Below are 12,386 nucleotides of genomic sequence, written 5' to 3'. Positions count from 1 at the left end.
GCTAGCATTTTTTTACTTTTTTTCATAATTGCACTCCTTTTTCTTTACCCCAATGGATGTTTCTTAACCAATAGGGTTGTAAAATAATCTAATTTGTCATCAACAGTTAATTCTGATACTCCGTACAGAATCTTTTGCTTCTCAGTAGAAGCATGACTCACTAAAAATGTTTTTTCAATCAAGTTGTGTTTTTCCAATAAAGGAAGAACGACATCCAAGTGTCTAGCTACCTTCATAATGACGACAGTATCATGAATTGCCAAGGCTTGGTCAATCTTATCAGCATCTGCTGTAGCTGGTACCACTGCAAAGGACTCCTCATCCATGGTTAAAGGTTGGCCCAAGACAGAAGCCATACTACCAAATGAGGTAATTCCAGGAATTGTTTGGGTATCGATGCTATCTCCAATTAATCTCAACAGGTAACTATAGGTACTGTAGACCATTGGATCTCCAAGCGTGATAAAACCAACATTTTTCCCAGCCTTCACATCTTCCACCACTTCAGCAGCAATTTGTTCCCATTGAGGTTCTTTCTTTTCTAGCGAACGAACCATCGGAAAATGACGTTGTTTAATTTCTAAGTGGTCACTGACATAGGGGCTTGCAATCGTCAAAGCCACACTTTTAGCGCCACGTTTGGCTTCTGGCGTATACAAGATATCCAATTTATTCAGGATATTCTTTGCTTTAACGGTAACGAGTTCACTATCACCTGGACCAATCCCAATTCCGTAAAATGTTGCCATAATTGACCTCCTATTGAATGATTTGTTCTAAGTGTTGAACATAAAGTTCTTGAACACTTGGGTATTCCCCAAGTCCAATCAAGTGTGTTTCCACTTGATAGCCTTTTTCTGTGAAAAAGTGTTTCCATGAACCTTCTTCATCCGAACACAAATCATTTGTTGCATGATCTCCTGCAACCAACATAAATGGGGCAAGATGTACTTTTTTAACGCCTTTAGCTTCCAGCTGTTTTTCAAGGTCCTCTACTGGTGGATAAGATTCCACACACCCGATATAAACAGGTGTTTCCATCAGCATGTGGTCTAATGCAGCATAAGCCGTAAATGCATAGTGCTGACTACCATGTCCCATAAGGATGGTTGCTTCGTCTACATCATTATTATTGTATTCTTTTACAAGGATATTTGCAACATTTTCATAATCTTCTTCACTAAAAAGAAGAGGTTTCCCAATTTTTAGAATGTCAAATTCATGTTTCAATTGGTTGGCTTGATGAAGGACTTTTTCATATTCACTTCCTAGAATAACATGAAGCGGTTGAATGTATACTTCCTTTACACCATCCTTTTTCAATTGTTCCAAAAGTTGATTAACTGTTGGAACTGTGATTCCTTCATTTTCCTTAATTCTCTTAATGACAACATTCGAAGTGAAGGCACGATACACTTGAAAATCAGGGAATCGTTTTTGGATGGCCTCTTCACAGGCTTGAATGGTTTTCTTTCGTGTTTCAGGATAGGTCGTCCCGAAACTAACAACTATAATCGCTTTACTCATTTTCACTTTCCCTTCTAAAAAAAGTTTGGCAAGCTTTACAAACAGATTTTAAGGTCTTCTCTTCTGATTCAATCAAGTGATGATAGCCTGCTTTTTCCAAGACAGATCTAGTATTGTCTCCCATAATGATAATGGGTTTCCCTTTCCAATTCTCTTGAGATTTTTCGGCCATCAAAACAAAGTGGTAGGCCGCAGCAGAATTTGGTAAACAAACAAGCTGAATATCTTCTGAATGATAGGCAAACGATTCACTTTCAAAATCTACTGAATGAGTTGAGTAGATCGGGAAGTTCAAAACTTCAGCTACTGCTTTTTCCTTAATATCTGAAGTGAGGATGATCCAGTTTCCTTCTTGATCAGCCATTCGTTTCACAAAATTTTCTTCTGCAAAATCGTTGATCTGATCATACAAACGAATACCTGATTCTTTGATGGCCTTAATCGTGTGATGACCACTAGCGACAATCTTTAAATGACTGAGACTACGAATATCTAGGTCTTTATCTTGCAAATAAGCAACAAAGAATTTCCAAGAGCTAGGATCAGTGATCAATACCCCATCAATGCTAGAGAGTTCAGGTAGTGACAATTCTTTTGCAAGCAATTTACTTGGAGACTGAAAAGCGTAAACTGTCGCCCCAGCATCCTTCAACAGTTTGGGAAGTTTAGCATTTGGCGTTTCTTGAACCAAAATAGTACGACCAAATAAAGGAAGTTTTTCATGGTAGTTTAATTCCTCACGGAAAGCAACGACGTCACCAATCACAATTAAACTCGGCGCTTTCATTTGATGTTGTTCAACCAGCCCAACAATGTTTTCTAACTTACCATCGATCGAACGTTGTTGAGGGTGGGTGGCCCATTCAATAATAGCGACAGGAGTATCCTTATCATAGCCACGTACCATCAATTCTTCACAGATAGTCTGTAAGTTTTTCATCCCCATTAAAAAGACTAGGGTACCCTTTAGATGGGAAATAGCGTCCCAGTTTAGTGCTTCACTGGCATCTTGTAAATGCCCAGTGAAGACATGAAAGCTAGTTGCGATATTTCTAAAAGTCATGGGAATGCCGGCATAAGCAAGGCCAGCAATCGCAGAGGTGATTCCAGGAACTACTTCAAATGGAACTCCTTCCTGGATGAGAGTTTGTGCTTCTTCTCCTCCCCTACCAAAGATATAGGGGTCGCCACTTTTTAGACGAACAACTTTTTTCCCTGCTTTGGCTTTTTCAACCAGGACTTCCTCAATTTCTTCTTGGGAGACACAGGGTTGATTAGGAATCTTACCAACATAAATCTTTTCACAGTCCGATTTTGTGTAGGACAGAAGCATAGGATTCACTAAACGATCATAGATCAGAACATCTGCCTCCTCTAGTCTGCGAGCTCCTTTTACAGAGATTAATTCCTCATCACCTGGACCTGCACCAACTAGACTAACAAAGCCACTCATTCTGCCACCTCTTTCTTCAAATAGGCTTCCAATTCTTCAATAGTTGAAACCACTTTAGGATAATGAACGATTGGCCGTGAAATAATCACACAATCCATTCCTAGTTCTTGGCAACCTTCAATCTTTTCTCGAATACCACCAATATTTCCACTTTCTTTAGAAACAAATACTTCTGCTTTCGAGCGTGCTAATAATTCTTTATTGCATTCTTTAGAGAAAGGAGCTTTGATGGCATCGATTTGATCCGGAACAAGTCCCAACTCTTCACAACCTTTTAGAACTTCCGAAGTTGGAAGAACACGAACCACAATACGCGACTCTGGTAAACCATGAACAAAAAGTGGCAAGGTTTTGCTTCCAGTTCCTAAATAGACTGTTTTATACTCTTTCTCTTTGATGTATTCAATGGCTTCTTCTGTCGAATGGACAACGGTAGCACCCGATAAGTCGATGGTAGCTTGTCGTTCAAAGCGCACATATGGAATTCCAGCCTGATTCGCTGCTTTCATCGCTTCTTGAGAGACAATATCCGCAAAGGGATGCGAAGCATCAATAATTTCATCAACGTCATTCTCTTTGATGAAAGCAACCATTTGGTCAGCTGTCATTCTTCCTTGGACCACGTCCTGCCCAAATTTAGAAGCTAAATGGCGGCCATAATCCGACACAACAGAGGTAGTCACTGGGATATTCTTTTGCGAGAGGAATTCAAGAATCTCTGTACTTTCAGCTGTTCCACCGAAAAGTAGTTTTATCATAGTGTATATCCTCGAGGTGTGATCATGCGACCATTTTTCACATAAGTCTCTTTGTTTCCAACAATGACAATTGTAGTCATGTCTACAAGAGTTTCATCTAGGTCTTCAATCGTAGTAAGCACAATTTGTTCTTCCTTACGTCCGATATCCTTACCGATACCGACAATTGTATCTTTGGCTTTGTATTCAGACATAATTTCAAGCGCTCTTGCTAAGTGCTCTGGACGACCTTTACTTCTTGGATTGTATAAACAAACAACAAAGTCACCTTGTGCTGCTGCATGAAGACGTTTTTCAATCATTTCCCATGGAGTCATCAAGTCACTAAGTGAAATATGACAGAAGTCGTTCATGAGAGGTGCTCCCATCACTGCAGCTGCTCCAAGGCTTGCTGTAATTCCTGGTACAACCTTTACTTCAAGCGTATCGTTTTCTTCTAATAACTCGAGGATCAAACCAGCCATCCCATAGACACCGGCATCCCCACTCGAAACGACCCCAACATTTTTTCCAGTTTCATGAGCGAGATCAATGGCTTTTTGACAGCGTTCAATTTCATGACGCATACCAGTTGCAACCATTTCTTTATCTTTTACAAGATCTTTGATCAAACGCATGTAGGTAGAATACCCTACAATAATTTCACAATCCTTGATTGCTTCCAATGCCTCTTGAGACATCAATTCTTCTTTACCTGGGCCAAGTCCAATAACGTATAACATATGTATTTCTCCTTAAATCTAATATTTAATAATTGTTAACTAATTTACCAAGTGCAAATGTTGCTCCATTTTGTGCGAACCGTTGGGTCAGCACATTTCCTTTACTTGCAAGGTCCGCGCTAGCAAGTGCGACACTTCCTACACCTACAGTCTTCTTCACAAATTCCGATTGAGGATACTTATCAGCTACTACTTGAAGTTCTTCCTTAGAATAAGTGACAAACGGACAATCTAGGTCTTGGGCTAATGCTAGTATAGCTTGTTCATTTTTTTTGACATCAATACTAGCTATCTTAGCGATTTCTGAACTGGAGATTCCCTCTTGTTCACAAAACGCTCGGAATGATTCCATAAAAGTGGAAGGTGGAAGATCCTTCTTTGCCCCAACTCCTAAAACATAGGGTTTTGGATGAATCAGGGCTACCACTTCTTCGTCAACCTCAACTGCTTGAGAGGTCAACCAAATAAATGGGCTCTTATTAGCAAGTACTTCCTGTATCTGATTTTCCTCAATAACTGTTAGCCCTCTCAGGTCAGAAACCCAAGGCTTTTCTTGATAAAAATAGACACAGTCCTTATTGGCTAAATAAGAATTAAATACTTTCACTAAGTGGCGCAATTCTTCCCGCCACCCATTTACTTCTTTAGCAATATTATCCAAGGCTACAACATTTTGTGTATCTGTTGCGGTCGTGATCACTGGATTTGAATCTAATAATTCAGCGATTTTAAGTGTAACTTGATTGGCCCCACCTAAGTGACCACTCAATAAACTAATCACATGATTGGCTTTTTCATCCATAACGATCACAGCAGGATCGGTTGTTTTGTCTTTAATAACAGGGGCAATGCCTCTGACAACCGCACCAATCGCCATGATACAAATTAAGACATCCACCTCTTGGAATACTTTCCGAAGTCCTTCAATGACACGTCCTTCAATCGGTACCGTTCGAGAGTCAGCGATTTTCACAGTGGTATAGACTGGACAATCAATCCCAAGTTTTTCCTTGAGCTCTAGTCCTAAATTTTTTGCATTGTTAGTAACCGCCACAATGGCGTAACGAGGGGAATCATTTAGCATGCGAACTCAATCCTTTACGGAATTCATGGTGGAAATCTTTGTGATAGAGTTTAGAGTAGTAAAACTCTTCACCCAAGAAATCTCCAACTAAAATCAAGGCAGTTTTTCTAATTTTAGCTTCTTTGACCTTCTCAGCAATGGTCTCCAATGTCCCAAAGACCTTGCGTTCATCTGGCCAAGTTGCCTTATAGATTACTGCGACAGGTGTTTCTATTGGATAACCACCCTCAACCAATTCAGCCACCACTTTTTCAATGCCTTGTACAGATAAGAAAATGGCCATAGAGGTTCTGTGCTGAGCATAGCTTCGGAGGGATTCTCGTTCAGGAACTGGGGTCCGCCCGGCCATGCGAGTGATAATCACACTTTGAGAGACTTCAGGGACCGTATATTCTGTTCCAATACTTGAAGCCGCACCTAAGAAAGAGCTCACCCCAGGAATACAGTCAAATTCAATGCCTCTCTTCTTCATCTCTTCTGTTTGCTCACGAATAGAACCGTAGATAGAGAAATCCCCTGTCTGCAAGCGGACGACGTCTTTTCCAGCTTTAACAGCTTCTTCCATGACATCGATAATTTCCATCAAATGCATAGAAGCACTGTCATGAATCTCCGCACCTTCTTTACAGTATTGAAGGAGATCTGGATTTACAAGAGAACCCGCGTAGATAACTACATCTGCTTGGGATAATTTGCGGTAACCTTTTAGAGTAATGAGATCCACATCACCAGGTCCTGCACCGACAAAATGTACAATTGACATATATTTAATTCCTTTCTGGTTTTACAGCTGAGACAATGATCGTTGGGTTTTGCTGTTTAAAATAGTGGCCCTTGCCCAAAGCAGACCATCTACTAACTTGAATAGATACAACATCTAAGTCTTGCCATTCCAATTTTTCAGCAAGTTGAATAGCTTCCATAGCATTTTCCAAGAGGATAAAGTTTAGAACAAATCGTCCTCCAGGTACCAACAAACTTTCACACCACTCAAAGATTTCTGCCATATTGCCACCGGTTCCACCCACAAAAATAGCATCAAACTGTCCATCTAGGTCAACAGGGGCTTTTCCTTTTATCAGATTAATATTTTGACAGCCAAAGTAATTAATATTTTCCTGTGTCAGTGCAACTGCGTCTTCATTTTGCTCAATTGCAACGACTTCTAAGTTCGGAAAAGATACAGCTGCTTGAATGGTTACACTGCCTGTACCAGAGCCAACATCCAGCATTCTCTTTGCCTTGCGTAAGTCCAATTTATCAATACTGATAGCCCTGACCTCTTCTTTTGTCATTGGGACCTTTGCCCTAATAAATGCCGAATCCTTCATCTAAAATCACCACCACATTCATTTCATATTGTCGATTGACAACTTGATCTTCTGCTAAAATTTCAATGTTTTCATCTTCATAACTAAGATTTTCACCGATGACTAAGACTTTTTTCAAGCCTCGTTTTTTAACTTCTTGAGCAATTTCATATGGACCAATTTTTTTATCGGTTACCATAAATACTTTTGGTAAAGAAAGAATGAAATCAAAATTAGGAATTTTTGCGTGACTACTTGTCAAGTAGGCTTCATTCATAGGCAACGATACCTTGCTAGCCAAATACTGGAAAGACGAAATTCCTGGCTGAATAAGCACGCGCCCTTTAAATTTCTCAGACAACCATTTTCCCAAACCATAAATCAAGGGGTCCCCTGAAGCCAAATAAAGTATGGTCGATTCTTCCGGATAAGACTCTATTAATTGAGCTAATTCTGAAAGTTTTTTTGGAGGTACGACACCTTTTGACTGATAGGCAGCTGGAAGGATTTCCAAATGACGCTCACTTCCAAGAATATAGTCTGCCTTTTCATAAATTTCTTCACTTCCCAAAAGTCCATAGGAAGGGGCTCCTGGCCCTATTCCAATTACATAGATCACGTCCATTCCTCCGCTATTTCTTCTAATGTTTGGGTTGAAGCCAGATACCCAGCTTCTGTCCCAAAGGTTACTACATCAATGCTCACTTCCGGCTTCCGGTTTCTAAGCAAGCGTTCCGAACGGAACTTCATTTTGTCAACCAAGACCTGATAAACTTCCTCATAATGATATTCCTCAATCAGAGTTCCAGCTGCATCTGTTGTAATACATTGATCCACTTTTTCAAGCAGTTCAACTGGGGCACCTAACAAGGCTAGATTGGCCATAATGATTTCCATTCGCGCATCTGAGTCTTTACTGTGAGTTGAGAAAATCCCACCAGCGACCTTGACAAATTTCCCCATATGTCCAACCATCAGAACACGAGTAAATCCGATCCGCTGGACTTCTTTAAGGACATGACCGACAAAGTTACTCATATTCACAATCCGATGAGGAGGAATTCCAAGTACATTGGTCGCAAAATCCTCGCCGTAATTTCCCGGAGCTAAAACAACAGACCGATAGCCTTGATTGTATAACATGGTTAACTCAATCGTAATCGAAGCTTTCCAACTATCCTCAGACATTGGGTTAACAATTCCTGTAGTCCCTAAAATAGAGATCCCTCCTACAATTCCTAAACGAGAATTATAGGTCAACTTGGCTGTTTCTTCTCCACCCGGTACCGAAATAATAATCTTCGCTCCGCAATTTGGACCAAGTAATTGTCGGGCTGTTTTTTCAATCATGGCCCGAGGAGTTGGATTGATCGCTGCCATTCCAACATCACATTTCAGTCCTTTTTGTGTAACTCGACCAACACCTTCTCCTCCATCAATCTCAATATCATTTGAATCCGGTAAGAGTGTCACTGTCGAATAAATTAGGAGTCCGTGCGTCGCATCTGCATCATCCCCGCCATCCTTTTCGACAGCAGCACTAGCAGTCAGTTCACCAAAAGAAGGATCTTTGGTATCCATCGTTACTTCGACTCCATTTGCTGTAGAAACGGTAACTTTTTCTTCGATATCTTGATTTAAAATCATACTAATAGCCGCTGCAGTTGCTGCAGTTGCACAAGTACCTGTAGTAAACCCTTTTCTTAATTTCTTTCCATTAACATATGAGTACTCATCCATATTGTTCCATTTCCTTCACTACTTAATTATTTGGGACTACGAAGCGTTGGTAATCATCCATTTCTTGTTTGTACTGGTACAGGATGGCATTGACCACTGCTGCTGCAATCGTACTTCCTCCCTTACTTCCCAATGCAACAATAGAAGGAATTGGGCTCTCATGCAGTTTCTGTTTTGATTCTGCCGCACCGACAAAGCCAACCGGAACACCAATAACAGCATCAGGGACTAGTGTTCCTTCTTCTACCATATCCAAGACTTTAAAGATAGAAGTTGGAGCGTTTCCGAATACAAACAATTTAGGACCCAATTCATTGGCCGCATGTTCTACTGCTGCCATAGAACGAGTGATCCCTTTTGCCTTAGCTTCTTCAAAGATCGCTGGTTCATTTACCAAACATCTGTAGGCCACCCCTAGTTCATCCAAGATTCTTTTATTAAATCCACCTAGAACCATGGTCGTATCGGTGAAAATAGTTCCTTTATTTTTGATAACATCTAGAATATGGTCGATGGCATCATTTGAAAATTTGATATTGTAGAGGTAATCGAAATCTGCACTCGCAAAAACAACTCGTTTCCAAACTGCTTCATGAAAGGAATTATCAAAAACAATATCTGGGTGCTCCTGATCAATGATTTCTTGAATTTTTTTAAAACTAGCTTCTTCAATCTGATTTGATACTTTTATATAACTCATAAATACCTTATCCTTTTTTATCATTTAAAGCTGTAGAATAACGAACATAGTCATCGGTCACAATCGTTTGCATTTGATAAATAATCGCATTAATAATCGCTACGACAAGGGTGCTTCCCCCCTTACGTCCTTCATTTACCATAACAGGCAAGTCAGTCGCTAATAATGCTTCCTTAGATTCTAGAACATTGATAAACCCAACGGGAACACCGATAATTGCATCTACTTTAACATTTTTCTCTTTGATTAAATCAAGGAGGTGGAACAAAGCTGTAGGTGCTCCTCCAAAAGCAAATACTTTAGGTCCTTCTATCTCAATTGCTTTTTCAACAGCTGCCATGGCTCTAGTAATATTTTTTTCCTTAGCAAGTTGGATGACATCTTCATCGTTAATTAAGCAACGGTAGGAAACGCCCATTTGGTCCAACACTCGTTTATTGATCCCATTTAAAGAAATGCTTGAATCAACTATGATGGTTCCTTTATTCTGAATCACATCAACAATACGTTCATTAACATGATTGATAAATTTCATGGTATAGAGATAGTCAAAATCACCCGTGGTATGAATTGCACGTTTAATAATGGCTTCTTCCATATCTTCATGAAATTCATAGCCAGGATGATCCCGGTCAATGACAGATTGAATGATCTGAAAACTTTTTTCCTCAATTGAGGAAGGGTTTTTGATATAGGACATACATACTCCTCTTTTAATAAATTACTAGAATAAAATAAATGATCGACAAAATGAAAACTGAAATCGTCGTTGTCATATAAAGCATAGAAATGGAGGATAAAATATCATCTGCTTCTACACTTCTTGTAGGATCACCAATAGTAGGTTTTGTAATCAACTCACCATGATAGACATGGGCTCCACCTAATTGGATCCCTAAGGCACCTGCCACGACCGACTCAGGGAAAGCACTATTTGGACTCGCATGTTGGTAGCGATCTCTCCAGCCAATTTTTATGGCATTTCTGAAATCCAATTGCAGGACTCTGGTACTTGCCATCATAAACAACCAAGTTAAACGGGCAGGAATGAGATTGACCAAATCATCTATTTTAGCCGAAACATATCCAATCTTTCGGTATTTGGCTGTTTTATAACCGACCATTGAATCTAGCGTATTAATAGCTTTGTATCCCATTGCGAATACTGGACCGCCAATAAATAAGCACAATAAGGGGCCGATCACTCCATCACTTGCATTTTCTGCGACGGTTTCAATTGTTGCATTACAAATTTCAGGTATGGTAAGCTGATCTGTTTCTCTCCCTACGATCATTCCCACTTGATACCTAGCCTTCTCAATGGAACCAGACTGAATTGCCTTATAAACTTTCAGAGCTTCAAAAGCCAGAGAGCGAGTTGCTAAACAGGTGTAGGCTAAATAAATCCACAAAATCCAATAAAGAATCGGGTGAAGCTGACTAGCCCCCCACAAGATTCCATACGTGATGGAAACTGTCAAGCTAACCGTAGAGAACCACAGAAGTATTCCAAATAGAAAAGGAAATTTTGTTTTTAGGTTCTCAAGTTTCAAACAAGCATAAATAAAATTTCCAAACAGCTTAACTGGGTGGGGCCAAGAATAAGGGTCTCCAATTAACCAATCAAGAAGAAGAGCGATAAAAATTGCAATAATTATCATTATTTTGACTCCAAGATATAATCAATCCAACTCATAAGAAGTTGTTCCTTTTGATAAAAATGAACATGAAGATAACTTGCAAAAGTTCTCCCTTTCTGGTAGCCCCCTGTCCAATTGGAAACCACTTCTCCATCTCTTTCTTTTCTGAGGTCTAAAACTGTTTTTTCAGAAGTATTGAAGATGGAATGATGGAACTCATGGCCTCGAACTTCCGTACCAGACGGACCAAATAAAGAATCTTCATTAGTGGTTGCAAAACAGTAACCAAAACGTTTTAGTCCGTTGGTCATCACACTAGTGCCATCAAATACCCCAACCATTTTAAAGAACTGATCTTCAATCTCAAGATTTTTCCCAAGATACATCAATCCTCCGCATTCAGCATAGATTGGGATTCCTTTTTGATGAGCTTCTAAAACTGATTTTCTAAACGAGCGATTGTTAGACAATTCATTTGCAAACAGCTCTGGATACCCCCCACCAAAATAATAAGCATCAGCTTCTGGTAAGCGTTCATCATGCAAGGGACTAAATGGAATCAGATTCACATTAAAACTTCTCAATAAATCAAGATTATCTTCGTAATAAAAGTGAAAAGCATCATCAAGTGCATAAGCAATGGTTAATGGAGTGGTATTTTGAAGTTTGAATGGAGAAGAAAGTTTCACTGATTCCCTATCAACTTTCTCCAATAGGCGATCAAACCGAATTGTTTTTTTAGCCTGTTCTCCAAGAATAGCAAATTTTTCTTCAAGATCATCCATCTCTACGTCAGGAATCAAACCCAAATGTCTAGAAGGAAGTTCAACCTGAACATTTTTAGGGAAATAGCCCAAAACCTCAATATTAGTGTAGCGTTCAATCGCTCCCTTAATGAGTTGATAATGCGTTTCAGAAGCAACACGGTTGATAATAACACCAACGATATTTACATCGGGATCAAATGAAGAAAAGCCATGTACAATTGCTGCCGCTGAAGTTGAAGTTGATTTCCCATCAATAATTAAAACGACAGGTAGATTGAGCTGTTTTGCAACAGATGCAGAAGAGGCACAATCTTTATCAGTTCCTAAACCATCATAAAGCCCCATTACCCCTTCTACCACTGCTACATCGCAATTTTGATGCCATCGATAATAAGACCACTTCAAATAATCAGTATTTGGAATCAAAAAATTATCTAGATTACGAGACGAGTTCTTCGTTATGCGACTATGATAGGAGGTATCAATGTAATCAGGACCTATTTTATACGGTTGAACTTTGTACCCCATGTCTGTTAAAGCTCTTAATACAGCTAGTGTTACTGTTGTTTTTCCAACACCACTAGATACACCAGCTAAAATAAACTGCTTCATCCTAACACCCCAATCTCTTGAAAATAAATAGAGCTACAAAAAAAACACTATTTTTTGTAGCTCCGTTGCTTTA

General features: G+C 39.6%; 14 protein-coding genes. All 14 read right to left on the bottom strand.

Annotated features, from left to right (window positions below; genetic code table 11):
• Nucleotides 1-44: 44 nt before the first annotated feature.
• From ADG03_RS10160 to ADG03_RS10095, 14 genes are read right to left on the bottom strand one after another with little or no spacing between them, the layout of a single operon-like run.
• On the bottom strand, nt 45-749 hold the full coding sequence (locus tag ADG03_RS10160; protein ID WP_049472819.1) for a cobalt-factor II C(20)-methyltransferase: 705 nt from the start codon (nt 747-749) through the stop codon (nt 45-47).
• A 10-nt stretch (nt 750-759) separates the two neighbouring features.
• Nucleotides 760-1,527 (bottom strand): sirohydrochlorin cobaltochelatase, encoded by a 768-nt coding sequence (locus ADG03_RS10155; RefSeq protein ID WP_049472817.1) that lies wholly within the window; start codon nt 1,525-1,527, stop codon nt 760-762.
• Complete coding sequence (gene cobA, locus ADG03_RS10150) at nt 1,520-2,980, bottom strand: uroporphyrinogen-III C-methyltransferase (protein WP_049472816.1); 1,461 nt, start codon at nt 2,978-2,980, stop codon at nt 1,520-1,522. Before cobA ends, ADG03_RS10155 begins: the two co-directional genes overlap by 8 nt.
• On the bottom strand, nt 2,977-3,738 hold the full coding sequence (gene cobK / locus ADG03_RS10145; RefSeq protein WP_049472815.1) for a precorrin-6A reductase: 762 nt from the start codon (nt 3,736-3,738) through the stop codon (nt 2,977-2,979). Before cobK ends, cobA begins: the two co-directional genes overlap by 4 nt.
• Nucleotides 3,735-4,460 carry a precorrin-3B C(17)-methyltransferase gene (gene cobJ, locus ADG03_RS10140; protein WP_009730873.1) on the bottom strand — a complete coding sequence of 242 codons (726 nt, stop codon included), beginning with the start codon at nt 4,458-4,460 and terminating at the stop codon, nt 3,735-3,737. The genes cobK and cobJ overlap by 4 nt, the downstream gene beginning before the upstream one ends.
• A gap of 25 nt (nt 4,461-4,485) precedes the next feature.
• The gene (locus ADG03_RS10135; protein WP_049472813.1) at nt 4,486-5,544 is read right to left on the bottom strand and encodes a cobalt-precorrin 5A hydrolase; all 1,059 of its coding nucleotides are present in this window, start codon (nt 5,542-5,544) and stop codon (nt 4,486-4,488) included.
• Nucleotides 5,534-6,307 carry a cobalt-precorrin-4 methyltransferase gene (locus ADG03_RS10130; protein WP_049472811.1) on the bottom strand — a complete coding sequence of 258 codons (774 nt, stop codon included), beginning with the start codon at nt 6,305-6,307 and terminating at the stop codon, nt 5,534-5,536. Before ADG03_RS10130 ends, ADG03_RS10135 begins: the two co-directional genes overlap by 11 nt.
• 4 nt (nt 6,308-6,311) lie before the next feature.
• Nucleotides 6,312-6,875 (bottom strand): decarboxylating cobalt-precorrin-6B (C(15))-methyltransferase, encoded by a 564-nt coding sequence (locus tag ADG03_RS10125; protein WP_049472810.1) that lies wholly within the window; start codon nt 6,873-6,875, stop codon nt 6,312-6,314.
• Nucleotides 6,853-7,479, bottom strand: coding sequence for a cobalt-precorrin-7 (C(5))-methyltransferase (locus tag ADG03_RS10120; protein WP_049472809.1), 627 nt, complete (start codon nt 7,477-7,479; stop codon nt 6,853-6,855). Before ADG03_RS10120 ends, ADG03_RS10125 begins: the two co-directional genes overlap by 23 nt.
• On the bottom strand, nt 7,470-8,594 hold the full coding sequence (cbiD, locus tag ADG03_RS10115) for a cobalt-precorrin-5B (C(1))-methyltransferase CbiD (protein ID WP_049472808.1): 1,125 nt from the start codon (nt 8,592-8,594) through the stop codon (nt 7,470-7,472). The genes ADG03_RS10120 and cbiD overlap by 10 nt, the downstream gene beginning before the upstream one ends.
• A gap of 22 nt (nt 8,595-8,616) precedes the next feature.
• Nucleotides 8,617-9,294 (bottom strand): cobalt-precorrin-8 methylmutase, encoded by a 678-nt coding sequence (locus ADG03_RS10110; RefSeq protein WP_049472806.1) that lies wholly within the window; start codon nt 9,292-9,294, stop codon nt 8,617-8,619.
• Between the two features lie 7 nt (nt 9,295-9,301).
• Complete coding sequence (locus ADG03_RS10105) at nt 9,302-9,994, bottom strand: cobalt-precorrin-8 methylmutase (protein ID WP_049472804.1); 693 nt, start codon at nt 9,992-9,994, stop codon at nt 9,302-9,304.
• 13 nt (nt 9,995-10,007) lie between these two features.
• Nucleotides 10,008-10,955: an adenosylcobinamide-phosphate synthase CbiB gene (gene cbiB / locus ADG03_RS10100; protein WP_049472802.1), complete on the bottom strand. Its 948-nt coding sequence runs from the start codon at nt 10,953-10,955 to the stop codon at nt 10,008-10,010.
• On the bottom strand, nt 10,955-12,313 hold the full coding sequence (locus tag ADG03_RS10095; protein ID WP_049472801.1) for a cobyrinic acid a,c-diamide synthase CobB: 1,359 nt from the start codon (nt 12,311-12,313) through the stop codon (nt 10,955-10,957). Before ADG03_RS10095 ends, cbiB begins: the two co-directional genes overlap by 1 nt.
• Nucleotides 12,314-12,386 lie beyond the last annotated feature (73 nt).

Source organism: Streptococcus parasanguinis (assembly GCF_001069785.1).
In the GTDB taxonomy this organism is placed as follows: Bacteria; Bacillota; Bacilli; order Lactobacillales; family Streptococcaceae; genus Streptococcus; species Streptococcus parasanguinis_T.
This window is presented reverse-complemented; position numbering and strand designations above follow the sequence as displayed.